This is a genomic window from Edaphobacter aggregans DSM 19364, assembly GCF_000745965.1.
Classification (GTDB): Bacteria; Acidobacteriota; Terriglobia; order Terriglobales; family Acidobacteriaceae; genus Edaphobacter; species Edaphobacter aggregans.
Window position 1 is genome coordinate 20,400 of sequence record NZ_JQKI01000050.1, and the last position, 25,021, is coordinate 45,420.

At 57.0% G+C, this 25,021-nt stretch carries 21 protein-coding genes and 3 pseudogenes; 13 read left to right on the plus strand and 11 right to left on the minus strand.

The window, feature by feature from the left end:
• Positions 1 to 29: 29 nt before the first annotated feature.
• Positions 30 to 1,430: a multicopper oxidase family protein gene (locus tag Q363_RS18420; RefSeq protein ID WP_035353113.1), complete on the minus strand. Its 1,401-nt coding sequence runs from the start codon at positions 1,428 to 1,430 to the stop codon at positions 30 to 32.
• Between the two features lie 319 nt (positions 1,431 to 1,749).
• Here Q363_RS18420 and Q363_RS18425 point away from each other — a divergent pair, with 319 nt between their 5' ends.
• Complete coding sequence (locus tag Q363_RS18425; protein ID WP_035353117.1) at positions 1,750 to 5,091, plus strand: TonB-dependent receptor; 3,342 nt, start codon at positions 1,750 to 1,752, stop codon at positions 5,089 to 5,091.
• Between the two features lie 1,082 nt (positions 5,092 to 6,173).
• Positions 6,174 to 6,458, plus strand: coding sequence for a hypothetical protein (locus tag Q363_RS18435; protein ID WP_035353122.1), 285 nt, complete (start codon positions 6,174 to 6,176; stop codon positions 6,456 to 6,458).
• A gap of 137 nt (positions 6,459 to 6,595) precedes the next feature.
• Here Q363_RS18435 and Q363_RS18440 read toward each other — a convergent pair whose 3' ends face one another.
• The 3 genes from Q363_RS18440 to Q363_RS18450 are packed head-to-tail and all read right to left on the minus strand — an operon-like array spanning position 6,596 to position 8,831.
• Positions 6,596 to 7,369 carry a hypothetical protein gene (locus Q363_RS18440; protein ID WP_035353125.1) on the minus strand — a complete coding sequence of 258 codons (774 nt, stop codon included), beginning with the start codon at positions 7,367 to 7,369 and terminating at the stop codon, positions 6,596 to 6,598.
• Positions 7,366 to 8,319 (minus strand): TIGR01777 family oxidoreductase, encoded by a 954-nt coding sequence (locus tag Q363_RS18445; RefSeq protein ID WP_035353128.1) that lies wholly within the window; start codon positions 8,317 to 8,319, stop codon positions 7,366 to 7,368. The genes Q363_RS18440 and Q363_RS18445 overlap by 4 nt, the downstream gene beginning before the upstream one ends.
• Positions 8,316 to 8,831: an SRPBCC family protein gene (locus tag Q363_RS18450; RefSeq protein WP_035353131.1), complete on the minus strand. Its 516-nt coding sequence runs from the start codon at positions 8,829 to 8,831 to the stop codon at positions 8,316 to 8,318. Before Q363_RS18450 ends, Q363_RS18445 begins: the two co-directional genes overlap by 4 nt.
• 260 nt (positions 8,832 to 9,091) lie before the next feature.
• Between Q363_RS18450 and Q363_RS18455 the strand changes: the two genes are divergently transcribed.
• The 5 genes from Q363_RS18455 to Q363_RS18475 are packed head-to-tail and all read left to right on the plus strand — an operon-like array spanning position 9,092 to position 12,912.
• A complete protein-coding gene (locus Q363_RS18455) occupies positions 9,092 to 9,397 on the plus strand; it encodes a hypothetical protein (RefSeq protein ID WP_157467123.1) in 306 nt (101 codons plus the stop codon).
• Positions 9,398 to 9,414: 17 nt separating this feature from the next.
• On the plus strand, positions 9,415 to 9,843 hold the full coding sequence (tnpB, locus tag Q363_RS46435; RefSeq protein ID WP_169747034.1) for an IS66 family insertion sequence element accessory protein TnpB: 429 nt from the start codon (positions 9,415 to 9,417) through the stop codon (positions 9,841 to 9,843).
• Positions 9,815 to 10,690, plus strand: a complete 876-nt coding sequence (locus Q363_RS18465) for a DUF4338 domain-containing protein (protein WP_035353137.1) — start codon at positions 9,815 to 9,817, stop codon at positions 10,688 to 10,690. Before tnpB ends, Q363_RS18465 begins: the two co-directional genes overlap by 29 nt.
• Entirely contained in the window at positions 10,687 to 12,246 is a 1,560-nt protein-coding gene (gene tnpC / locus Q363_RS38460) for an IS66 family transposase (protein ID WP_084080515.1), read from the plus strand. Before Q363_RS18465 ends, tnpC begins: the two co-directional genes overlap by 4 nt.
• Before the next feature lie 60 nt (positions 12,247 to 12,306).
• Positions 12,307 to 12,912, plus strand: a complete 606-nt coding sequence (locus tag Q363_RS18475) for a plasmid pRiA4b ORF-3 family protein (protein WP_035353140.1) — start codon at positions 12,307 to 12,309, stop codon at positions 12,910 to 12,912.
• Between the two features lie 41 nt (positions 12,913 to 12,953).
• On the opposite strand, the pseudogene Q363_RS18480 reads toward Q363_RS18475, so the two are convergent.
• Positions 12,954 to 13,438: pseudogene (locus tag Q363_RS18480) on the minus strand (Tn3 family transposase); the annotation flags it as partial.
• A 135-nt stretch (positions 13,439 to 13,573) separates the two neighbouring features.
• Here Q363_RS18480 and Q363_RS44300 point away from each other — a divergent pair.
• Complete coding sequence (locus Q363_RS44300; RefSeq protein WP_051978969.1) at positions 13,574 to 13,978, plus strand: tyrosine-type recombinase/integrase; 405 nt, start codon at positions 13,574 to 13,576, stop codon at positions 13,976 to 13,978.
• Between the two features lie 40 nt (positions 13,979 to 14,018).
• On the opposite strand, the gene Q363_RS44305 is transcribed toward Q363_RS44300, so the two are convergent.
• Positions 14,019 to 14,228, minus strand: coding sequence for a hypothetical protein (locus tag Q363_RS44305; RefSeq protein WP_245632309.1), 210 nt, complete (start codon positions 14,226 to 14,228; stop codon positions 14,019 to 14,021).
• 286 nt (positions 14,229 to 14,514) lie between these two features.
• Between Q363_RS44305 and Q363_RS18490 the strand changes: the two genes are divergently transcribed.
• Positions 14,515 to 15,672, plus strand: coding sequence for a Fic family protein (locus Q363_RS18490; protein ID WP_035353146.1), 1,158 nt, complete (start codon positions 14,515 to 14,517; stop codon positions 15,670 to 15,672).
• A 174-nt stretch (positions 15,673 to 15,846) separates the two neighbouring features.
• On the opposite strand, the gene Q363_RS42100 is transcribed toward Q363_RS18490, so the two are convergent.
• Positions 15,847 to 16,023, minus strand: coding sequence for a hypothetical protein (locus Q363_RS42100; RefSeq protein WP_169747035.1), 177 nt, complete (start codon positions 16,021 to 16,023; stop codon positions 15,847 to 15,849).
• A complete protein-coding gene (locus Q363_RS42105) occupies positions 16,005 to 16,220 on the minus strand; it encodes a hypothetical protein (protein ID WP_169747036.1) in 216 nt (71 codons plus the stop codon). The genes Q363_RS42100 and Q363_RS42105 overlap by 19 nt, the downstream gene beginning before the upstream one ends.
• A gap of 164 nt (positions 16,221 to 16,384) precedes the next feature.
• Between Q363_RS42105 and Q363_RS18500 the strand changes: the two genes are divergently transcribed.
• Positions 16,385 to 17,431 (plus strand): Gfo/Idh/MocA family protein, encoded by a 1,047-nt coding sequence (locus Q363_RS18500; protein ID WP_245632310.1) that lies wholly within the window; start codon positions 16,385 to 16,387, stop codon positions 17,429 to 17,431.
• 724 nt (positions 17,432 to 18,155) lie between these two features.
• Here Q363_RS18500 and Q363_RS44310 read toward each other — a convergent pair.
• Together Q363_RS44310 and Q363_RS18505 are read right to left on the minus strand one after the other, a co-directional pair.
• Positions 18,156 to 18,428 (minus strand): annotated as a pseudogene (locus Q363_RS44310) (DNA-primase RepB domain-containing protein); the annotation flags it as partial.
• A 413-nt stretch (positions 18,429 to 18,841) separates the two neighbouring features.
• Positions 18,842 to 22,357, minus strand: a complete 3,516-nt coding sequence (locus Q363_RS18505) for a TonB-dependent receptor (protein ID WP_051978970.1) — start codon at positions 22,355 to 22,357, stop codon at positions 18,842 to 18,844.
• Positions 22,358 to 22,442: 85 nt separating this feature from the next.
• Between Q363_RS18505 and Q363_RS36305 the strand changes: the two genes are divergently transcribed.
• Both Q363_RS36305 and Q363_RS18515 read left to right on the plus strand, forming a co-directional pair.
• A complete protein-coding gene (locus Q363_RS36305) occupies positions 22,443 to 23,180 on the plus strand; it encodes a DoxX family protein (RefSeq protein ID WP_051978971.1) in 738 nt (245 codons plus the stop codon).
• Positions 23,181 to 23,205: 25 nt separating this feature from the next.
• Positions 23,206 to 23,820 (plus strand): RNA polymerase sigma factor, encoded by a 615-nt coding sequence (locus tag Q363_RS18515; protein ID WP_035353179.1) that lies wholly within the window; start codon positions 23,206 to 23,208, stop codon positions 23,818 to 23,820.
• A gap of 574 nt (positions 23,821 to 24,394) precedes the next feature.
• Here Q363_RS18515 and Q363_RS18525 read toward each other — a convergent pair.
• Entirely contained in the window at positions 24,395 to 24,715 is a 321-nt protein-coding gene (locus tag Q363_RS18525; protein ID WP_211256243.1) for a hypothetical protein, read from the minus strand.
• Between the two features lie 72 nt (positions 24,716 to 24,787).
• Here Q363_RS18525 and Q363_RS18530 point away from each other — a divergent pair.
• A pseudogene (locus Q363_RS18530) lies at positions 24,788 to 25,021 on the plus strand (IS6 family transposase); the annotation flags it as partial.

Here is a 25,021-nt window from a genome sequence, read left to right on the forward strand (position 1 = left end):
GATGCCCTTCGGACACCGTGTCTGGAACGCTAATCAATATACTTAATGAGCTGCATAAACCCGTAGTCCATGTGCAATTGCTGATGACAGTGCATGAGAGTATCCCCTGGGTTATCCGCAACGAAGTCGACTGCAACAGAGTCCAAAGGCATCACATTCACGACATCCTTGAGCAACCCGCTCATCTCCGTTTTTCCAATCTTGCTTATCTCGAACGTGTGCCTATGAAGGTGCATCGGATGTTGATCTCCGCTGCCGTTGCGAAAGATCAGACGATACCGTTTCCCTTGCCGGACATGCAGCGGTTCTATATCGGGCCAGGATTTGTTGTTGATCGTCCAAGAGTCGAATTGAGATCCGTTGACGGAACCGATATCACGGAAGGTAAGCACGTACGTCTCATCCGGCTCCTTTGCTTTCGTCCTCTGGGCAAACTGGCTGTAGTCCCAATCTGCGGGCGAAGGGTCTCTCCAAACTGGTTTTCCACTTTGCCCAGCGTACTCGACGACGATGCCGAGGCCCATGGCACGGCTCTTCTCGAGCGTCGAGCCCAAGATCCAAACTCCAGGATTGTTCATCTCCACGATCGCGTCCACGCGTTCGGCCACCGCTAGTGAAAGCATCTCGACTGATCGGGGATTTGGCACCGGATTGCCGTCCATGGCGATGATCTTGAATGTATGACCTGGAAGTGCAAGCACGACATTCTCTGTGGCGCTGGCGTTCAGCAATCGCATCAATACACGTTGTCCTTGCTTCACCCTGAGGGGCTCGCCATGTCCGAGCATGTGTTGGTTAAAGGTTGCGTACCGATACACTACGTCTGAACCAGTCGTGAGTGGCAGATTCGCGGATTGGGCACGCATCGTTTCAACCATGGGTGCAAATGAAGGTTCCCAATGACGAACGGCGAGATTGACCTCCTGATCGTAGTAACCAAGATCGTGTGCTCCATCGATCAGAAGGAATCCGAACTGACCGCTGTAGGTCCCGAGTGTCAGATTTGCGCCGGCTACAGCATGTGTGTGATACCAGCGAGTCCCGGACGGTCGAGGCGTGAAGCTATAGCGAAGGGTCTTTCCGGGCTCAATCATCGGTGATCCCTCTTCCATCGCGCCATCGCTCAGTGAGCCAATCGCCAGACCATGCCAATGAACCAAATCAGGGCTGCTGGTAGCGTTGGTCACTTCAATCGACACCGGCTTGCCCTCGGTTAGACGAAGCGTTGGGCCCGGAACCTGGCCGTTGTAGGCGACCGTCTTGACATTGATCCCTTTGCCGATTTCGAGCGAGCATGCTTCGATCCGCAACCGGACATCTGCATGTGAGGAGCCTGACACGGGACCCGGGATGAAGGTTGGGAGCGTGGACGCAAGAACGTGATGGCCGGCAGCAGCCCCGGCTAGCGACAAGAAATGTCTGCGCCTCATTCAATCACCTTATCTGACCTCAGACGGCAATCTCGGTCAGGTCGGAATCCCGATATTGTTGGCCTACTTCTGAGGTTGTCTCCCCAGAATAAGTTCGATTATGACACAACTATCCTCTTATATGGATGATTGTAGGAATGTATTTCGTCATAATCGAACATAAGGCTTGACATTGAGCCGCCGTCTTACCTAATCTTCCGGCCATCAGAGTTTTCGAAATATATGGAACGTTGAGACTCGCGATCGCTCTCCGAGTCCTCTTCCGAGACAGCGTCACGGTCGAAATCACCTTGCAGTTCATTCTATGGAGGAGAACACGATGTTACGACGCAACAGCCTTTGGTCGGCGGTCATTCGCCTGATATCCCCGATGTATTCTTCCCAATCCGCAAACGGTTCAAAAGCAGCTGCCGTTTGCCACCCCTCGAAGGCGGCGGTTCCGCGTGCGCAGATTAATGGCTTGCGAGGCTGGCTGCGCCCTTACCGCGAGGTCGGGTTTCTTCTGATGGCGGTTCTTGCCCTGCCGTGCGGCAACGCGTGGGCTCAGACCACCGGAGCTCTGCTCGGCATAGTAACCGATCGAAATGGGGCTGTCGTGCCGTCAGCCACAGTGCGAGCCACCAATACTGATACGGGTTTTACTGCAACTGTAAAGCCTTCCGCGGAGGGATCATACCTAATTCCTTCGCTGCCTGTTGGCCACTACACGATTTCCGTTGATGCCAGCGGATTCAAAACGTACAGCGCGTCAGGCGTCCTGGTTCCGGTTGCTCAAAACATTCGCTTGGATGTGATGTTAGAAATTGGGGGAGTGACTGAAACGATCAGTGTCACTGGTAATGCAATCAACATCGACACATCGTCCGCGACGCTGGGAACGACTGTGGACACCGCTCGCTTAGAGGGCCTTCCGTTGAACGGACGGAATGCCGTTGCCCTTATCCAAACGCTCCCAGGCGTCGCCACCGAATCCGCGCCACTTGCTGTTACCTTCCGCTCTGGACCGTCATTTAGCATTTCGGGAAGTCAGAGCAATGCGGGCAATGTGATGCTCGACGGTGCCACGTTGACCGACGCACTCTCAAACACCAGCCAGCAGCTCCCTTCCGTCGACTCATTGGAGGAATTCAGGGTACTCGAAAGCAGCTACAGCGCAGAATATGGCAGGGCCGGCGGGAGTGTCATGTTGGCTGTCACCAAGTCGGGCACCAACCGCTTTCACGGCAGCCTTTGGGACTACTTGCGCAACGATGCATTTGATGCTGCCAACGCATATACGCCAGCGGTCAACGGCGTCGTAAAGAAGCCCTTGCTGCGCCAAAACCAGTTTGGAGGCGCCCTGGGAGGACCGGTCCTTTTACCTGGATACAACGGTCGGAATCGAACCTTCTTCTTTGTAAGTTACCAGGGGCTTCGAGTCCATCAGCAAGCCATAGCGCTTACTACTCCGCTGACGGCGGCCGAACGGACCGGAGATTTTTCCGATCTTCTTCCTGGGAAGGTCGTCACGGATCCGACCACGGGTCTGCCCTTCCCCGGTAACATCATTCCAAAAAGCCGCATAGACGCTTATGCGAGTAGTTTGATTACCAAATTCATGCCCCTGCCCAATCAACCTGACGGCACCTATCGTATTTTGCAACCCACGCCGAGCACGAGCAACCAAGTTTCGCTCAAAGTGGACCAGAAACTGGGAGCGTCCGATAGGCTGTTTTTCCGTTACTACAGGTTCCTGGACTCGAATACCGGGGTCAACCCCTATTCGGCTTTTAGAGCCCCTGTCAATGGGAGCCTCAAGAGTTTTACCGGAGGCGAAACTCACACTTTCACTGCCAATCTCATTAACGAGTTCGACGCTTCCTACACCAACCCGCACGGACTAATCGCTGTGGCAACCTTACCTTCAGCGAGAGAACTTGGGATCAACATGAATCAGGAGCATCCCATGCCCCCCGAAGTGTCGACGAGCACCTTCAGGTTCGGCGGTAATTGGCTGATAGATGAGCCTTCGACCTTCCAGCAATTCGACGATAAGATCCTATGGACCCACGGGAGGCACTCCATTACAACGGGGATTATGATCATGCGAATGCATCATAAAGACCTTGCGTATCCAGGGTGGAGTTTCGGTTTTAGCGGGCAGTATACGGGAGACTCGAGGACGGACTTCATGATCGGTCGCCCCAACTCGTTCGGGGGATTGACCACAATCAACGACGACTGTACTTCCGGTCTGTACCAACCATTCATTCAGGACGACTTCAGGATCAACAGCAGGTTGACCTTAAACGTGGGTCTTCGTTATGACCTTCAGACGACCTGGACGCAAAAGCGCGGCGGTTACGCCGCCTCGAATTTTGTTCCGGGGCTACCGCAATCCCAAACCTTTCCTCAGGCGCCTCCCGGCTTTGGGGTTCCTGGGGACAAAGGGGTTCCGGGGGGTATCTACAATATCTTCAAAACCCCCTTCGCGCCCAGGCTTGGCATTGCATGGGATCCTACGGGCAGAGGAATAACTGCGATTCGCGCGGGGTGGGGTATATATCACGCTGTCGTAAGAGAGGAAATCATTGCCTTCGCAACCAACAACGAGCCTTTCTTGGTCTCGTTCAATTTCACGCCTCCCAGCACGAGCGATCCGTGGGTCGGGCGTGGAGACCCATTGCCTTACGATCCGACAACCCCGCGCTTCACTTACACAACGACCCAAACCCATCTCGACCCGAACTACAGGCAGGCGGACACACAACAATTCAATGTCAGCATCCAGCACCGGTTAGGCACCGATCTTTTTGCTCAAGCGGCGTATGTAGGGAACGTGTCACATCACCTCGACCAGCAGCGTGAGTTTAACCAGCCCAAATACTACAGCCCCAACGTCGACCCGCAATCCAGGCGGCCGTGGTACCCGCAGTACTACGACAGCATGCCCTCATCGTTTTCCGCTGCCAATTCCAACTACCACTCTCTCCAACTTGAGATGCAAAAGAGAATGGCCAAAAGCTATACCTTGCAAGCCTCCTACACTTGGAGCAAGCTGATCGACAATGTGGCTCCGCCACAAGATTCATATAACCCGGGAAGGCCCGAACGCGCGCTCTCAAGTTTGAATAGAGCCCACGTTTTCGGCGTTAACGGTTTGTGGGATCTCCCAATGATGAAGGGTCGAGGGATACTGACCTATATCGCCGGAGGGTGGCGACTGTCTGGCATCGTGCGTTATAACACCGGCGGCCCTTCAAACGTTCTCTTAGGCTTTGACAACGCTTTAATCGGCCCAAGTCGTTTCAACGGTAGTAGTCAGAGACCAAATGTTAACGGAAATCCCAACTCGGGAAACCGTTCACGGAGTGCGTTGGAATCTGGAGCTCAATACTTCAACACAGCGGCATTTTCACAACCTGCTCAAGGGACGTTCGGTAATTCTGGGCGGAACACGGTTATTAATCCGGGTTTTTTCACCAACGATTTTTCGCTCCAGAAGAGTTTCACCATGCCTGGCGAGATGGGAAAGGTTACGTTCAGGGCCGAGGCGTTCAACGCGACGAATTGGACCAACCTAGGTGCGCCTGTAACAACTTGGAATTCTCCTCAGTTTGGTCAGATCAACTATTCTGGCGACGCAAGAATTGCGCAATTTGCGTTGAGGTACGATTTCTAGTCATCGAGAACCAACTGCAGCCCGATATACAGCGCGCCACTCCTAGTTAGTGGCGCGTTGTGTGAACTTCCAGAACCGAAACAGTTCTCCACATGGCAGCCAGATGGGCAGTTCGTACTGTTTGCTTCAGGATTTCTCGGAAACGACTTACCGAGATTGATATTTCTCGAGCAGCGCCAGCGAATCTCTGGATGACTCGGGTCAGGTGATACGGCTCCTGTTTCGGCACGGTAAACTGGGTATCCATGCAGTATGTTCATATCCTCGCTCTGATGATGCTGATCTCGAACGCCTTAAAAAGGTTCGGCTACTTCTAACCACACTTGACACTCCCCCGAAGGGAACTCAGAAAAGAGCACGGAATCCTCCGGTCCGCTCAAAGACGCTCAGGACCGCCGAAGGACAAAAGCCAGCTGCGCCTGCGCTTCAGATCGATGAGCACGAGGTCTCGCAGCGCAAGAACGCAAGGCCCGCAATGAGGTTGAAGAAACCGGCGGTGAGCAACCTGGGTGCTGCTAGTCTCGCGAAAGCCCCAGCACCCGCGGCTTCGGAATCGGCTCTTGTTCTGGACGACCAGATTCGCCAGGAGCATCCTCAGGGACAACGAGCGCAGGTGGTAGAAGAGAGCGCTTTCGGCCAAATAGCTCCCATCCCTCTCGTGGCCAGAGTGCAAACACAGCGGAAGAGGCGTGCACTCAGCAAACTGTCTGTTACGCCACTTGCAACGCCACTGGGTGGACTCGTGCCGACTGGACCGATCTTTATTCCGGCCGAACTGATTCGCCAGAAGCAATCTCAGAGCCGACAAGAGTCGGGGATGGAGCGCGGTGCTTCTGGCCCATCGGCCATTGTCCCTCTTACGGCTGAATTACTCACACAGCGGTGGAGACAGAGCCGGGTTTCTTGAGCTTGAGTGTTCTCGTGCACGACGCACCCTGTTGCGGACTGGCCCGGGTCCCCTGCAGTGGCGTGTTATTACCGAAATCCCGAACTTTACGGGAGCTTGGCCAGAGAACGGCAGCTGACAGTGGACGACTGTTTTATCCTGCCCTGGGTGGGTATCGTTTAGCGAGGAGCATGGAATGCCTTGGACGGTTCGACTGGAAGATGAGCACGGCATACCGGAGACGAACGAGTCCCTTGTCATTGAGTTCGGGTCTTTGCCTTTGGGAGAGGAATACCCCATCTCCAGCCTCATCGAGTCAGCTCCCTACTATGACACGCTACTCAATCCGGTTCAGGTAAAAGCCTTCATTGCAGAAATTGATGCTGGTGATCCGAACTGTTCGGAGGCGTTAGCACGTCTGCGTAGCCTGGCTCAACGAGCGACAGCTCCCCACATTTATCTTCGCTTCATCGGGGATTGAGCAATGGCGAAGAGTGAGCACGATTTGCCAAAACTGACTGCCGACCAAGTGCACGCGCACGAGCGATTCGCATGGATGGAGATCACTGTCGAGGAACTTCACGAGCCGATCAGTTGACCTCGAAAGGCCTAGGCGTGCTATGGCAGCTTTGCGGCTAGCTTCGTGGCGAACGCGCGGAGTCGGTCCGAGGTGTCGTTGAACTTGAGCGGATCCGCCCCACCCTGGAGCTGGACGCAGATCGCGTCCTTGCAGAAGAAGAGCAACTGGCCGTCCGGATTCATCATCGCCTCGTCGCCGATCCCGCTCACGCTGTTGAGCTTCTGCGGCATGGCTTCGAGGATCTGTTTCCTGGCTTGAAAGGCTTGGTGCGCGACGGCGGCCGAGGACACGATCTCGAAGTTGATCGACAGTGTGTCCGGGATGGCGCCCGGGGTCGAGAATTTGCAGCACTGTAGCTTCGCCGGGTTGCCGGGAGTCGACGTCGGCGCCTTGTCACCCTCCAGCGTCGTCCTCGACGCGTGCAGCTCGGCGGCCGCGTCCTGCGTAGCGATCAGTGCGCAGTAGTGGTCTGCGCCGACAATCGCGCCGGCGTCATCGTGAGCGCGGTCGCCGCGACGACGAGGAGCGACAGGTGGTTCGAACTGATCGTAGACAATGGGTATTTCCTCCGGTAACCAAGGAATATCGTTTGCCGATTCATAATAGCAGTACCGACCGCTGAGACCGAAGCCGATGCGCGTCTCGTAAAGGAATTGCTGAGGCTCAGCGGAACTTGATCGAGGTAGGTAGTGAATGCGGCTGAAGCGCAGATCCCAACGCTCGTGAAACGCTGGATCTTGGGTCAGGAGCCAAACATGATCCAAGTCATCCTGGATCTCGATCTCTACGTATATGCCCGAAGAAGTCCTCATGGATTGGCTCTCCTCCATTGGACAACCAGATCCTGTGCGGCCTGAGGCCACGTCGGATACTTGAATTGAAAGCCGGCCTCGAGCAAGCGATCAGGAACAACCTGACGGCTCTTGAGGATCAGTTCGGATTCGGTACGCAGCAGGAAAGCGCCCAGCTCCAGGATCCACCTTGTGGTCGGCAGACCGAAGCGCGTGCCCCACGCTTTTCGAAGAACGCCAAGAAACTCGCGATTCGGCAGTGGGTGGGGGGAGGCCAAGTTTACGGCTCCGGTGATCTCTTTCCTGTCGATGAGGAACTCAACTGAGCGAATAAAGTCGACCTCATGAATCCACGAGACAAATTGAGTGCCAGGCAGCGTGGTTCCGCCGAGACCGTGGCGAACAAGATTCAGAAATACATCGAAGACGCCACCTCGATCAGCGCTGAAGGTCATGGCGCTCCGGAGGGCAACCTTTCTGATTCCAGGAGTCGGAGTGGAGAAGAAAGCGTCTTCCCACGCCTTCGCAACCTGAATCGAAAAGTTCCAGGTGTCCGGGGCTCCTGCCTCGTTACCGCCAAACTCTCCGGTCGCTTCATCCATTGGCCGGTCAAGAGCGTGGCGGTAGATGGTTGCTGTACTAGCATTGAGCCAAACTGCAGGTGGGTGTTCGATCTCGGCAATCGCTTGATGGAGGACCTGCGTAGACAGCACACGGGAGTCAAGAATTGCCCGGCGATTCCTCTGGGTGTAGCGGCAATTGACGCTTCTACCTGCGAGGTTGATCAAAATGTCGCTGCAATCGAGTTCGTCGAGCCACGGACCCAGCGTGGAGCCATCCCAATGAACCACGCGCCAGGGCGTCTTTTGCAAGCCACGGCTGAGAACAACCACACTATGCCCATTCTGGTGAAAGTGCCGAGCGAGGATGGTTCCAACCTGCCCGGTCCCTCCAGCAATAATGATCTTCATAGCGCAGCGTCCTTGCTCCGCTGCGAAGTGCCCGGTAGATACTGTTCCCACTCCGAGGACTCCGCAACACGCTTGATGACAGCATTGCGTTCACGCAGCAGAGCCAGCATGTAGCGTCGTAGGAAAAGAGCCTCGGCAAGCGGACCGAGCAGCGGAAGAGGAGCGCCAATCAAGAAAACGTCTTTCATCTCAGTCCCGCCGGATTCCAGACTCTCAAATACGTGATCCGCCTGCATAAAGCGGAAAATTCCGCGAACCATTGTGACCTGGAAGTAGCAGGGCGATTCCATCGCGGTGATCTTGCTGGTCAGGTTCTGCCAGATCCCGAAGTGTTTGGCACGCCAGGTGACCTCTTCAGACAGGCCGACGAGGCCAGAGGTAACGCCTCCGACCGCTAGCGCTTGTTCTCCAGAATGAACGTTCGAGAGCAGATGCACTTCGACACTACGGGATAGGTCGAAGCAACGTTCGATTGGGGCTTCAATTATTGTGGTCTCTTCGAGTCGAATCATAGTTAGCCTTCATTCCCAGGAAGAAGGTCTGCCTCTCGTAGGAGCACGAGAACTTTTGTCCTGATTGGCTTCAAAATTGCGAGCTTCGTGAGTTTTCGGCAAGGGTGCGTGACGCGATTTAGCTGACCTTGTTACGTTGAATCAGCCGCCGAGGTCGGCTGGTATTGAATAACAAAAGTACATCGCCGATCCCCGAGTCAATCATACAGTTACAACGCCAGTTGGATCAGTTTCGAAGCACTCAGCCGCATCGGACCAGGTTGCCTGAGTCGCTTTGGCAGGCTGCCGTGGAACTGGCGCGGGTACACGGTTTGCATCCGGTTGCCCAGCCTTTGCGGCTGGACTATATGGGGCTGAAGAGGCGGCTTGAGGGACTTCCGGCCGCTCAGAAGAAGGCAGCCGCGCCAGCATTCGTTGAATTGATCGCTGCGCATCCTACGGCGGTGGCAGAGTGCGTGATCGAGTTCGAGTCTTCGATTGGAGGCAAGATGCGGATTCAGTGGAAGAATTCCTCTGCGCCAGATTGGGCAACCTTGCTTCGCGCCTGGCGGGAGGCGGAACGATGATCCATATCAGGGCGCAGATGCGCGTGCTGGTGGCGATCGAGCCGGTCGACGGACGAAAGGGGATAGATTCATTGGTTCGCGTCTGTCAGGGCCAGCTCTGTGAAGACCCAATGACGGGTTGTGTTTTTGTGTTCAGGAGCCGGAGAGGAACGTCGATTCGTTTGCTCAGCTATGACGGCCAGGGATATTGGCTCGCGCAAAAGCGTCTTTCCAGGGGCGGTTCACATGTGGCCGGAGTCGACCTCGGCGGCCAAGCAGTTGGAGGCTTACGAGGCCCAGCTGCTGATGGTGGCCGGGGATGTGTCGCGAGTGCGTGCAGCGCCGATGTGGCGACGAGTAAGCGTACTGAAATAAGAATCAAAAAAGTCATCAATACCCCTTGCGTTCCAAGAAGAGTTGGATCCATACTTCTGGGCAATGGCAGAGCTCAGATATCGCGGGCGTGAAATCCGAGAAGAAGACATCCTCTCTATCCGTGCGCTGATCGAGCGTTACCCGAAGGAAAGCCGCCGCAAGCTATCGACGCGCATATGTGAAGCCTGGCAGTGGCGGCAGTCGAATGGCGCGTTGCGCGACATGGTGTGCCGCGGCATGCTGCTAATGTTGGAGCGGGCCGGCCACATCGCGCTACCTCCAGTAAGTTATGTGCGGCACAATCCGCTGGCACACAGAGCCCGTCCGGAACCGGTTCTGATCGATAAGACTCCCATCGAAGATCCGTTGCGCAAACTGCAACCGCTCGAGTTCGAGCAGGTGCGGCGAACCCCGCAGGAGCCGTTGTTCAACAGCCTGATGGAGGAGCATCATTATCTTGGCTATGAGCAGCCGGTGGGAGAGCACCTGAAGTATCTGGTGTGGGCCGCAGGCCGACCCATCGCGTGCCTGGCTTGGTCATCGGCTCCGCGACACATCGGCAGTCGCGATCGCTACGTCGGCTGGGATGCCGCGGCGCGACGCAGCAAGATCCGTTTCATCGCGTACAACACGCGCTTCCTGATCCTGCCGTGGGTGCGGGTCGAGCATCTGGCGTCGCATATCCTGGGCCGGATGGCGGCGCGGATCTCCGATGACTGGCAGCAGATGTACGGGCATCCGATCTACTTCCTGGAGACGTTCATAGATCCGGAGCGGTTCCGCGGAACCTGTTACCGTGCGGCCAACTGGGTGCTGATGGGCAGGACGACGGGACGAGGCAAACAATCCAACAGCTATGTTCCGAACCGGTCGATCAAGGAGGTTCTGGGTTATCCGTTGACGAAGCGTTTTCGTGAGCTGCTGGGGGGCTTAGCATGAAGGCTGCCAGCCGCCGCATCGATGTGAACCTGGAGGAACTGGATCAGGTGCTGGACGGAGCGCTCGAAGCGCCGTTGAGCGAGGCTGATCACGACAAACTCAAAGATACGTTGCATGCCTTAGCTGCGATGCCGGTGCGGGCGCGCAATACGGAGAAGACCAGCGAAGTGCTGGAGAAACCGGAAGCCCCGGAAACCGGGAAGCAGCTGGACGACAGCACGCCACCGCCTGGGCACGGCCGCAATGGAGCAGAGGGCATTTGGTGGTGCGCGGAAGGTGGATATCAAGCATCAGAAGCTGACCCACGGGGACCGCTGTCCGGAGTGCGGCAAAGGCAACGTGTACGGGCAGAAGGAGCCGAAGGTGCTGGTGCGGATCATCGGTCAGGCACCGCTGGCGGCTACGGTTTACTCACTGGAGCGGTTGCGTTGCGGCCCTGCGGGCAGGTGTTCACGGCACAAGAGCCGGAAGGAGTGGGGCCGGATAAGTACGATGAAACGGCGGCGGCGATGATCGCCCAGCTCAAGTACGGTGCCGGGACACCGTTCTACCGGCTGGAACAACTGGAAAGCCAGCTGGGTATCCCGCTGCCGGCGGCCACGCAGTGGGAGATCGTCGAGGAAGCTGCGCAGGTGATCAAGCCGGCGCGGGATGAGTTGATCCGGCAGGCAGCGCAAGGCACGGTGGTCCATAACGACGACACCAGCATGCGAGTGCTGCGGCTGCAACGCGACCCGAAGGACGAGCGCACGGGTGTGTTCACCAGCGGCATCGTGTCTGTCGACCAGGGCTGGAAGATCGCGCTTTACTTCACTGGCGGCCGGCATGCCGGCGAGAACATCGCCGCGGTGCTGAAAAAGCGGAGCGTGGAACTGCCGAGTCCGATCCAGATGTGCGACGCGTTGTCGCGCAATGTTCCGAAGTTGCCCGCGGGGGTGGAGATCCTGCTGGCTAACTGCCTCGCGCACGGCCGCAGGCAGTTCGTGGATGTGGCGGAGAACTTCCCGAATGAATGCCGCTATGTGCTGGAGATGCTGGGCCAGGTGTATGGCCACGATGTCGAAGCGCGTGAGCGCGGCCTGACGCCGGACGAGCGGCTGCGGCTTCATCAGGAACGAAGCCGGCCGGTGATGGACAAACTGCATGCCTGGCTGGAGGCGCAGTTGGCCGAGCGCAAGACGGAGCCGAACTCCGGACTGGGGCAGGCAATCTCGTATCTGCTGCGGCACTGGCAGCCTCTGACGTTGTTCCTCCGCAAAACTGGGGCTCCGATCGATAACAACCTCGTTGAGCGCTCGCTGAAGCGCGCGGTTCTCCATCGAAAGAATGCGTTGTTCTATCGCACTCTGAACGGAGCGCAGGTCGGTGATCTGTTCATGAGCCTGATCCACACATGCCAGTTATGTGGCGTGAACTCCTTCGACTACCTGGTCGAACTGCAGTGCCACGCCCGCGAACTGGCCGCCCGGCCCACGGAATGGATGCCGTGGAACTATCGCGAGACTCTGCGAGAACTGCGCCGCTCCCCGATTCGGCACAGCTATGATGAATCTTGATGGCCAGAAAAGATAGTCTCCCGCCGTCGTCGAAGAGCATCGTGAAATTAAAGGGCTGAAATGGCAACGAAGAAGTCCGCAAGTCCGCAGCATATTTATCAGATCAAGGTCACTCTGCGGGGCACCAAACCACCGATCTGGCGCCGCCTGCTTGTACCCTCGTCTCTGACTCTGGCGCAGTTACACGATGTACTGCAAACTGCGATGGGCTGGGCAGGAGGACATATGCACGAATTCCGCGCCGGCGACCGACACTTCGGGACACCCGACCCTGAGGATCTAGGCATGGGTTCGTCCTATGTAGAAGACGAGCGCACCATTAGACTCTCCAAGGTGCTGTGGAGATCGAGCGCCAAGCTCATCTACACCTACGATTTCGGCGATAACTGGGAACACGCCGTCGTCTTGGAGAAGATACTTCCACTCCTTCCCGATCTCAGGTACCCAACCTGCATCGATGGAAAGCTCGCGTGTCCGCCGGAAGACTGCGGAGGCATCCCCGGATACTACGACCTTATCGGGGCCATCGCTGACCCCGGACATGAACGCCACGAAGAAATCAGCGAATGGATGAGCGATGACTTCGATCCCCAGGCCTTTTCAGTGGACGACGTCAACCGGATGCTCTCACCCACGCTCAGTCCCGGCAAAGCCGCCAAGAATTAGTCCAGGTTTTTGAGTACGCAGGCTTGCCGAAAACTCACTCCTAACTGATCTTCTTGTCCTTCGCGGTAGTGCTGGCGCAGCTCGCCGCGCTTGCCGTGGAAGACGGCACGGCCGACGCTGTGGCGACCCTCGCCCCGGTTGAGTTGGGTGAGCGTAGCCCTACGCTTGGCTTCGTCGTCGATGTAGGTCAGCGTGTGCAGCGTCTTGTCGATGCGACCGTACTCGGCGATTGCTTGTGCCAGCCGGGTAGGCCGATCTCCTGCCTGAAGTGTACGCATGATACCGGTGGCGGGCACCCGGCCCAGCTTGAGCGAGTCGGCCAGACGGAGCATGTCGTCCCAGTGTGGAGCTATCTTCTGCAAGTTGATGGGGTGCCGAGAGGGGATTGAGCAGACCGTAGTCAGCTTTCGGATCGATCCGCCAGAAGAGTGTACCGCCGACATCGGCCAGACGCGGGCTAAATCGATAGCCGAGCAGGCGAAACAGACCCGAACACCACATCGCTGTAAGCGCCGGTATCGGTCAAACCTACAGACCTTAACCCGGTTTTCCGTTCCACTGCGCCTCAAACCCCAACTACGCCAAGGCCCTCGATGACCTCTTCGCCTTCTGTGCCAGCCGGCCTCTCTCCCGGTCCTTATTAATGGCGTGGCGGGCGGGCATGGAATCCTTATCTCCCTCGACTATTAATGTCCGGCTCTCGGCGGTGCGCAAGCTGGTGGGCGAGGCCCGCCGCGCCGGGATGATCGACCAGGAGGAGGCGGCCAGCCTGACCGACATCCCCAACCTCCGGCAGAGGGGAACCCGGCTGGGCAACTGGCTGACTCGGGAGCAGGCCAAAGAACTGCTGGCCGTTCCTGATCGCTCTACCCTGAAAGGGAAGCGCGACTATGTCATCCTTGCGCTTCTGGTCGGCTGCGCCCTGCGGCGGAACGAGCTGGCCGAGCTCGAGGTCGAGATCGTCCAGCAAAGGGAGGGGCGCTGGGTCCTGGCCGACCTGGAGGGAAAGGGCCGGCGTATCCGCACGGTCGCGATCGGTCTCGAAGAGCGGGAAGATCAACGGTGACACGCTGAGCGACTGGGCGGTCTGGTCGGTAGTTGAACAGTCATCCAAGCAGATCGGGATCGAACACTTCGGCGCTCACGACCTGCGTCGGACCTGCGCCAAGCTGTGCCGGAAGAACGGCGGCGATCTCGAGCAGATTTAATTCCTGCTCGGGCACTCGTCGATCCAGACCACGGAGCGCTATCTCGGGTCGGAGCAGGACATCGAGATCGCCGTGAACGACAACCTGGGACTGTAGTGGGGTCACCAAACGTCAAGAATCGTACGCTAGTACTAAAGGGCGAGCCGAATCGCGGGCTTCTCAGCTCAGCTAATTGTGGGCGGAGAAAACCTCGATTTCAACTTGGGGTCTGAGGTGCAGTGGAACGAAAATTGGGTTAAGGAATCTCTTTAGTGGCACTTGGTTCGACGACGGTGATGAACTTGACAGCGATGGAACCTATGTCATCGACGCGCTAATAGCCCTGCCAGCTATTTTCGATTATCCTGTATAACGCTAATAGTGAATCGGTGCTATTTGCGCGCCCTTGAAACCTATGAATGAGCCTAACAAGTTGCCCGGCCAGAAGGTCTCACAAGGCGCTTACAGCGCCTTCATCCCGGCACCTCTTCCTCCGGCCTTTGATTGGACGCCCCGGCTCATCCGGGCGCTCTCCGACGCGGATCGTCTGATAGGCAGGCTGGCTGGTGAAGGTGGACGACTGCCGAATCCCCACGTCCTCATCCGCCCCTTCATCCGGCGAGAGGCTGTCCTGTCGAGCAAGATCGAAGGAACTCAGGCCACCTTGGGTGAGTTGCTGGCTGCTGAGGCAGGGGCCGTCGTGGATCGCAGCCCAGAAGATCTCCGTGAGGTCAGAAACTATATTGTTGCGCTGGAACATGGAATGGCCCAGCTCAACAAACTGCCTCTATGCGTCCGTCTCATCCGGGAACTGCACGGCAAACTCATGACGGATGTGAGAGGCGATCAGGCGACACCGGGCGAGTTCAGAAGATCGCAGAACTGGATTGGGAAGCCGGGGAGCACGTTGGCCACCGCCTCCTTCATCCCACCTCCGCCCGGTGAAGTCGAACCCTGTCTCGCGGCTTGGGAGAAGTTCCTTTACGAATCCGATCTGCCGCCCCTGGTGACGATTGCCCTAGCTCACTACCAATTTGAGGCTGTACATCCATTTCTGGACGGCAATGGCCGGGTGGGACGCTTGTTGATTACGCTGTTCCTGATCGAGCAAAAGATTCTGCCCGCTCCCCTGTTGTACCTGTCTGCGTTCTTTGAAGCGACACGGCGCGACTACTACGAGGGGTTGCGAGGCGTGAGTGAGCGCGGAGCCTGGAACGATTGGCTGGAATACTTCCTGATCGGAGTCGCTCGTACATCTCAAGACGCGCTGAGCCGTGCAAGTCGTATCAACGTAATTCTTGCCCAATGGCAACGACAGGTCGCTGGCGAGTCCACCAATACCCCCTTGCGGATCGTCGATCTGCTGGCCGCCAATCCCTTCATTACCGCCACGGGCATCGCCGGCGAACTCGGTGTCGCCTTCACAACGGCACAGAGAGCAATCGGGCGGCTGGAACGCGTGGGGATTCTGAAGCGGGCGACAGATGCCAAGCGCGACCGCGTTTACTGCGCGCAAGCGTTGCTCGATATCCTCGAAGAGCCGGCCAACCTTACCGGCCCTATTGCCGAATGAGTTAATGGGGTAGTAGCCACATCCAACCGAAAACCTCCGTTAAGGGGTCGCTTCAGAAAACAGATCACAGCGTACCTAAGAGAATATCCGCGTTGACAATAAACGGTTTACAGAAACAACAGACAGTGATCCGGATTGTCCATATTCATCTCGCAAGTAGCTGATTTTATTGAGTCAATTTTGCGCTGTCCCGACGATCTCGGCGCTCGATTTGCGGGTGTAGAGCGCTGCGAACCCCTCTTCTTCACCATCGATAAAGGCCCGCTCCACTTTGGCAAGTTCGAGGCGGTGGGTCTCCAGGGCGATGCCCTCCTCGGTCGCTCGAATCGGGGTCAAACCGACGGTGGCCACCTCGGGATCGGGTAGGTGCAGTGGGGGACCACCAGGTCCCGCGCCCGGCGGTTCGCCCCATTGAGGGCGTTGGCCACGCACAAGCGCGCCGTCGCCATCGCGGCGTGGGTGTACTTTTCCGGGAACGCCACTTTGCGCATAGTGGGCATCTCCGACAAGAGGTTCTTGGCCGTCAGCCGCTCGAATAGATCTGGCAAACCGACCGCCCCGAACCCAAATAGCCATATACCCACCCAGCGGCCAAACCTCCTCCGTCGCGCCTTTGCCCTTCGCAATGAGTCGGTCTTCGCGCGGCTAACTTCGCTTGGACCTTCTGCTACTCCGATTTCTCGGGGAACAACGCTGGAGTAAATTCGAGTGGATGGGCACTGGTTCGGACCGCATGCTACAGAATACAAACGTGCCGGGAAATAGTCAGCGAATAGGGGCTGGGATGCCTGGAGTGGTGACGTGGGGTGTGATCGGCGGAGGCGATTCCGCAACGCGCTTTGCGGCCGGACTCAGGTATGTGACTGGAGCAAAGCTCACCTCTGTATGGACACGTAAGCGGGAGGTGGCCGAGGCTTTTGCGGCGCACTTCGGCGCAGCGACCACTTGCACACTCGAGAAGATGTTGAGCCGCCCTGTCGACGCCGTGTACATTGCCACTCACCCCGACAGTCATCATGCCTACGCCCTAGCGGCCCTGGCAGCCGGGAAGCATGTGCTCTGCGAGAAGCCGTCCATGTTGAATGGACAACAGCTGGACGAGGTGTTGGTAGCCGCGAGCATACGGGGCCTGCTCTTCATGGAAGCAATGAAGCCTCCATTTTTCCCTTTTTACCGCAGGCTCCGGGAACATCTTGAGCAGGATCCAATCGGACAAGTTGCCTTCGTCCGTGCAGGGTCCTCCATCGCCGATGTCCCGCTGAATCATCCGATCTACAACCTGGATGTGGGTGGCGGCAGCCTCCTCGGCATTGGCCCCTATGAAGCCTTCCTCGCACTCGACTGGCTGGGCCCTGTAGAACGAGTCCAGACCTTCGGCCAAATAGGCCCAACGGGCATCGACACGTTTGCCACACTGCAAACCAAGCACCTCAACGGGATGGCCCAGCTTTATTGCGGTCTTGGGCTCCACGGCGAGGGCGACGCTTTGCTCGCCGGGCCATTAGGAAATGTCGCGATCCCGAGCAAGTGGTGGAACCCTGTCCATGCGACCATCCGGTACGTCGATGGACGCACCGTTGAACTTGATGAGCCCTTTGAATCCACCGGCTTCAACTATGAAGTTGGTCACTTTTGCGATCTCCTACGCAGCAGCCGCACAGAGAGCCCAATCATCACACACGACATGTCGCGCCAGATGATGAGCATCCTCGATCATGCCCGAGTTGCGATCGGCCTCGTGTACCCCCAGGAGCTCTAGGACTTTGTTGAACATGGTGTTTGGCTCCGTTTCTTTTGGTTTGTCCGCTGGATGCGGTACATGCTTGCCCGGAGGGTGTGCCGTCGCGACCCACTCCCTCGGCGACTAAACAAAATCTGCGGAAGGGGACCACAGCTTGTCTGGGGGGAGGAGTCCGCACCTCGCAGAAGCGCGCAGCGGATTTTGGGAAGGAGAGCGTGCGTCCGAAGGGCGGGGGTGTTTTGAGCGCGGCACGCTGAACGCAGATAGAAAGGCAAACCGGAACGGAGCCGCCCTGTTCAACGATCTCTCTCATGGCGCGAGTTGCAAAAGCCAGCTCAGAAACTAGAAGTGTCATTTCACAAGCAGGAGGAAAAATGACAAGGGCAAGTGCGGCACCGATACTCATCGTCCGGTCCATCTCCTCGCCTTCTCCATCGTCCTTCGGATGTAGGCAGCTCGTTTTGTAGGGCTGGTATCGCGGGATAGATAGTCGTCTTCAAGGGCACGTTCGATCCGGTCGTCGGTCATGCCATTGGCAAAAGCGGCGACACAGAAGGCAATGTCCTGCGGCGGCGGGGTTGGTCCTAGTACTTGATCGAGCCTCGGAATCGCTCAAGGGATAGGTTCGACAACCTCGGTCCCCATGGGGGAGAAAGAGAACTTTGTAAACGCCCTCGCCTCGTTCCTGCTCGCGGGCCTCGTAGAGTGTCGTTATCTCTTGCTCGAAGGCTTCCGCCATCGGCTACTGTTGTCCACTGTGGCTGTGCAAGCGTACTAAAGGAAAGAGGCCGTCAGACTTTCTGTATTTAGGTTTGCAGTTGGTGAAGCCGGCAAGCCGTCCAAACCTCCTCCAGTCCGCCGCGCTGGGGTCTGCGTCGTACCGCTCGGCCAATGTCTGCGCGGCAAAGGTTCCGAGGAGCTTCGAGAACGTTCTTGGATGCTTGAGCCAGGCTTGAAAATTGCCGGCGCTGGTCTCGACAACAGCACATGGATTGAAGCCGTCGGCCGAGAGCCTCGCAAGCGAGGTCTCGCTGAGATCATCGAGCGTGGTGAAACGATGCTCTCGCCCGGCGGGCGAATGTAGATGTGCGAGCTATGGGGCATTGCAGTACTTGAGCAGAGAAAGCCTGTCGAGGACCGCCGCGGCCGTGCATGCGCTTGGCCTCCACAGTGTCAGGTTGAAGTCCAAGTTGTGTTCTACAGGTCAAGAAATTTTTCTACCGGCTAAGGAAAATTTCTACAGGTTTAGGAATTGCATAACTTTCCTAGGTTCAACCGATCTCCTCTACAGGTAAAGGAAAACCGACACCAGGCATTCCAGTACCGGAAGGACATCAGGACCTTGTGACGTCGAGGTTGCCGGGCAGCGACCGCGGCGCAAAAAGAGGCCGGCTCTTGCGGGCCGGCCTCGGAGGATAAACTCTCGGGCTAGAAGCTAAATCGTCCGAGAAGCTGAAGCTGGCGGGTAGGCCACGCGGAGGTGATCTGCCCGAAGCCGGCGGCGGAGAAGCCAGCCACAGGGGCCGCTGCCGTACCTACATTGGTAACCGTCAGCGAGGTGTTGGCACCCTGCAGGTTTGTGTGGTTCAGGACGTTGAGAGCATCGACGCGGATCTGGAACTTGAGCCCCTCTTTGATGGAGAAGGTCCTGGAGGCTGCCATGTTGAGCGTCTGCTCGCCGGGTTGAGAGGTGGTGTTGCGGCCAGCAGTACCAAAGGCCGGAGTGGCGTACTGGGTACGCTTGCCGCCGGTTGGGGTGGCGTAGAACGGGCCAGCAACGGTAAAGGGGAATGCCGAATCACCTGGAGGAGTGAAGTACTGAATGGCGTTACCGGTGTGAACGCGAGTTTTCTCCTTGATGAGGGAAGCGTTGCCATTGGGACGCTGCGAAGATGCGCCCGGAACATTGGCCCCTGACTCGGTGATGGTCTGGGGAATTCCCGAGTGTGCGACGAAGATAGCGCTGATACGGAATTCCTTCGTCCAGACGTTGCCATGTGTGGTGTATTGAACAGCGATGTTGGCGGCGTTGCGTTGGTCGAACGAGCTAAGACCAACATCATAACGACGGCGGGAAGCTGTGTTCCAAGGCGCAATACCGTTGATACCGCTGGGCTGCGAGAAGCTGTAGATGCCGCTGCTGTCGTCAATGCTCTTCGACCAGGTGTAGCTGGCAATGAAGGCGATGCTGGAGGAGAACTGACGGCGTCCGCTGACCTGGAGCGCGTCATAGTGGGCCCCGCCATAGTTGCCCTGACCGGAAATATTGGTGAGGGTGGGGAAGGGCAGCTGCGATTGCGTGAAGGTAGTGGTGTTGGTGAGGCCGATCTGCGTCGCCAAGGCTGTGTTGATGTTTCCCTGATCGTCAATGACCTTCGATTGATTGAGGCTCAACGAGACGGGCAGGTGAATGGAGTGTGCATGGATGTAATTGGCCTCAAGCACGATAGAGTGGCCAAGGTCCTGCTGAATACCGATGTTGGCCTGCTGGTTGGAGCTGAGCTTGCTGACACTGATGAACTCAGGACCTCCGGCCTGAATCGGGTTCTGAGTGGTGCCGGTTCCAAGGCTGCTAGCAGGATCGTTGAGGTTTTGCACGCCGGTCAACGGAATGCCCTGAGAGAGAGTAAAGGGTTGGGCGATGCCGGTGCCAAGGTTATTCGTGTTTGTCACCACGTCAAAGCCGGGCGAATTTACTTGGCTGCCGAGATTGGAGAATATCTGGCCGTAGACGATGGAGAATCCGCCGCGAACAACGGTCCCGGGAGCTGGCGTATAAGCAAATCCAAAGTGTGGGCTGAGGTTCCATAACGGAGTCGGCAAGTTAAGCGAACGTGAGGCGTTCTTGCCGGCGACGAGGAGAACACCAGTCGAAGGATCGAAGCGGCTGTAGATGTTGTGCGCGACGGTGAGAGGAGACTCATACTCCTGACGGATCCCGAGGTTCAAGGTTAGGTTGTTGCGAGCCTTCCAATCGTCCTGCGCGAAGAAGGAGAGGTTGTAGTTGCGACGGCCCTGCTCGGGCTGAGGCAGCTCGTAGCTGGTGTTCTTGATGGCACCGAGAAGGAAGTCCGCCTGAGCAGCGACAGCGCTGCCACCAGCGTGCGTCGAGTTGGAGATGGTACCGTCGAAGTTAAACATGCCGTTGTTGTAGGAGGTAGGTGCCAGACGGTTGAACTGATTCCAGCGATTCTCCTCGCCGGCCTTGATGGTGTGAGGGCCGAGGATCTTAGTGACAGAGAGGTACTCGCTGAAGGTCTGGGTGGACTGATCGAGCAGAGAGTTGATGGGAGGTCCAAGCGAGGAGTAGCCACTAACCGTGAAGGTGGGAGTGATCGCCGCGGGCGTGCTCTGAATACCGAGAGCGTCGGCGTTGTTGATGCCCTGGCTTGTGGACTCCGAGGTGCTGGCAGTGCGGTAGAAGCCGAAGTGACCCTGCACGATGAGAGTCGGGGTGATGACTTCATTTCCACCAATGGCTGCTTCCCATCCCGAGGTAGGAGCTGCGGGCTTGTTGTTATTGAGGGTTGGATTGAAGACTATCTGGGATGGACTATTCGGAGTCCAGTGATTGACGCTGCCGAAAAGAGTCAGGCGAGTGCCAATATTCTCATCGAAGCGGCCGGTGTAGAGCGGTGTAACGCTCGACAGGTTGTCCTGCTGGAAGTAGTTGTTGGTGAAGCGGGCGTTGGTTTTATCCAGACTGCCGCCCTGATTTGGGGCGGGCAGCAAAGCCATGATCTTGGCTGCAGCGGGATCGATACGGCTGCAGGGGATGATGTTGTTCGGAAAGGGCTGGCCAGTCTTGGGATCGATGATCGTGACTAAGCCTGCGGCTGCAGCGAAATCTCCACCGCGGAATCCGGAGCCAGCTCCGCAGGTCACATTGGGATTAGAGCCGATGCCTGGGATGGTCTGTGTGGAGTTGGCGGGCGACTTGGTCCGGGTGACGTCGTAATTAAAGAAGAAGAAGGTGCGATTGCGGCCGTTGTAGAGATGCGGGATCAGGATCGGGCCGCCGAAGGTGCCGCCGTACTGCAGAAAGCGATCCTTAGGACGTGCTGTTCCGGTCTGCTTGTTTACCCAGGTGTTCGCGTCGAGATCTTCGTTGCGAAGTAGGGTATAGAGACCGCCGTGGAACTGATTCGTACCGGATTTGGTGGTGAAGAGTGCGGTGGCACCCGAGCTGCGGCCATATTCTGCCGACGGTGACGTGGTGATGACCCTAACCTCAGACAAAGCATCAGGCGAGGGAAGTTGGTCGATCTGGCCTGTGGAGGCGTTGATGACCGAGGTGCCGTCGAGGAGAGGATTGGTTCCGAGGACGCGGCCGCCGTTGAAGACGAGTTGAGCATTGTTCTGGCTGTTGGTATTGCCGCCCTGTGCAACGCCGGGAGTCAGCAGAAAGACTTGGGTGATGTTACGGTTCTGAAGCGGCAGGTCCTGAATGGCGCTGGGGGTAACGAGAGTGGAGATGGTTGCGTCGGACTGATTGAGGACAGCTTGGGCATCGCTGGTGACAGTGAGGACCTGATCGACGTTGCCCTGCATCATGGCGAAGTCCAGAGTGATGTTCTGCGCGAGAGAGACGTTGACGTTTTCTTGCTCTTGCTTCCTGAAGCCGTTGGCCTCGGCGGTAACGGTGTATTTGCCGGGGGGGACGGTGAGTGCATGATAGACGCCGGCGGCGTCTGTCTTGCCGTCGAAGGCGACGACATTTGTGTCCACGTTACGGATTGTGACGTGCGCATTGGGAATCACTGCACCGGTTGGGTCGGTGATAGTGCCTTCGATACGGGCATTGACGGCCTGCGCCACGGCTGGGGCTGGCTGCAGCAGGGTGGCTGCCACGGGCACGAGTGCCGAGATAGACGAAGCCATCAGCGAGGCGGTAAAGCACACGCGGCGTAGACGCCGGGATGCAAGGGACAGGGGGTTAGGCATTGGCTCTCCTTCAAAGAGTGGTGCAACTTCCAAGGTCATGCGAAGGGTCAGCCTGAACGGGACAAACCTGTCGTAGACGCATGCAATGTATTTAGTTTCAACCGACAACAAGGACGATGTTGTCTATGAGAAAGCCTTAAAAAGACGACTGTCAAGCGCGTCCCAAGTAAAAGACAAAATAAAGACAATCGTTAGTCTTAGGAGAAATACGAAGAAGAAACTGCAACGCCCTCTGGTCACCGTGACTGGAGTTGTGGAATTTTTGGGGGCGATTGGCCTGATGCTGACGAAGGTGGCGCCTTACGCCGCGTTGGGATTGGCGATCATGCTACTGGCAGTCTTCCCGGCAAACATCCATGCGGCTCGACAGCGCCTAACGATTGCAGTCGGCCCGTGGAATCGTTGCTTCCTCGAATGCTCCTGCAGATCGTGTTCTTGGCGGCGACAATTGCGGTTTTTTTTGCTGGTAAGTGAAGCCTGGCGCTGGCTCACTTTCGATGGACACCTTGATATTCGCTCGAATCGTATTCGCGAGAATTCCCTGGAGTACCTGGCAAGCGCCGCGAGTTCCCACAGGATTGCGGCGATCACGGGTAAACCTTCCACAAGGTGGCAGAGAAAGAGTAGCCGACCACCCACCCGGAAACCAGCCTTACGAATCCCGCGTTTCGATTTCCTCGAAGATTTGGAGAGTGATGCAATGTGCTTTGCCCGTGGAATGGCCGTTCTGATGCAAATCTTCATTCAATGCCCGGTGGGTCTTCCCGGAGATACGAGCCCTCAAGCGCCTGTGGTGATCCAAAGATTCTGTACGTATCCTTAAGACGATTCGCTGCGTAGAGATAGATATGGACAATCCACACGACATGGAAGCCTCTGGCCCCTTCGAAGCTCGCTATCTCGCTTTCCTTGAGACCATCACTCAACGACGCCCTCGCCTGCACCGCTACTGCTCGCGCATGACCGAATCGGTGATGGATGGCGAGGATGTTGTTCAAGATGCGTTATTCGAGGCTTATCGGAAGCTGGACCAGTACGATGACCGCCGTCCTCTTGCTCCATGGCTGTTCCGCATTGCGCACAATCGATGCATCGGCTTTCTGCGCAGGCGTGGTGTCCGGGTCGAGGCCGAAACTGCTGCCATGAGTCCAGAGTCCGTAATGCCTGCCGATCCCCCTGTTCTTGGTGTGGGTCGAGCGGTGGAACAGCTGGTGATCAGTCTGCCTCCCATGGAACGCGCCTGCGTCCTGCTCAAAGATGTATTTGACTACACGCTCGAAGAGATCGCAGAACTGGTCAGCTCCACCGTCGGCGGCGTCAAGGCCGCGCTCAACCGGGGCCGAATGAAATTGGCTGCCTCGTCTGGGCCCGTGACATCACGCCGCGAAGTGAGCCCAGAGTTGTCACGGCTTTTGCATCTCTACGTCGACCGTTTCAATAAGCGTGATTGGGAGGGACTGTAGCTTCGATCGCTATGTGGCGTAGTGTTTCAGAGGTATTTGGCGTATCCGTAGAGTCCAGAGGGGCGACGGGGGAGGAGGAGCGGCCTCTTGCGAGGAGCGAGAGATGCTCAAATTACGGGGTAAGTGTCTGATTTTGTAGTCATCTTGGTCGGGTGGCCTGTCTGGCTCGTGTTGCAGCGGCGCGCCGACACTACGCCAAATAATTCTGAAATAATGCGCCATATAATTCTGAAAACAACATTTCAGCCGGTGCCCCGGACTCTTGGTCTCGTCTTCAACTCGGGTCAGCATGGACGGAGCACTCCTCATCTGCAGATACGCCGTATCTCGCAAGTTCTACAGTCGCAACGAGGAAGGTGGCGAAAGACTCGGTACCCCTGTGCGACATCAAATAACTTTCGAGGGCCTCGAGGAGTTCGAGTTTCGTAAGCAATTGGCTATGAAGCGACACAGCCGTAAATTTATGCTTTTTGTGTGTCTCTGCTGCTTGCGTCAGCAATTTCAGGATTTTCTTCCGTTCCTTCAGAGCCTCTTCAAGGAGGGAAGCAACATTCGTCGATAGAGTGTAATTTTTTTAGTTGTTAGTGAAGCTCGACAAGACTTTCAAGAGAGAGCTTTCAGTCGCTTCGGAATTGCTGGGGTTGAGCAAATCAGTCGCATCAGTCCAACGTTGTTTATGTTTGTCTTTTTCTCGCTCGTCAAACAACTTTGGGTCAGAAAAAATGATCGTCCCTTCGGTGTGCATTCCAGCCCTTCCGGCTCTGCCCACCAAGTTCTGAAAATCCTTGGTGCGAATTTTCTCCATACCTTGAGAGGTACCGGAGATGACCAGATAGCGGATGGGAAGATTGACGCCCTGAGCAAGAGTGGAAGTACAAAGCACGAATTTAGCCAATCCCTCCTTCATTGGGCTCTGTTGCATTAACCGACGTCGTGTATGGTGAGAGGCGAGTCAGGAGGCCCGCAGATGTCCGTGTTCAAGCGCCGTCGTTTTCCGGTCGAGATCATCCTGGTTTGCGTGCGGTGGTACTGCAGTACGGAATCACCTATCGCGACCTCGCGGAGATGATGCAGGAGCGCGGAGTTGAGGTCGACGCCTCGACGATCTTCCGGTGGGTGCAGCGCTACGCGCCTGAGCTCGAGAAGCGCATTCGCTGGTATCAAGGCTACCGCTCGAGTTCCTGGCGGGTGGATGAAACCT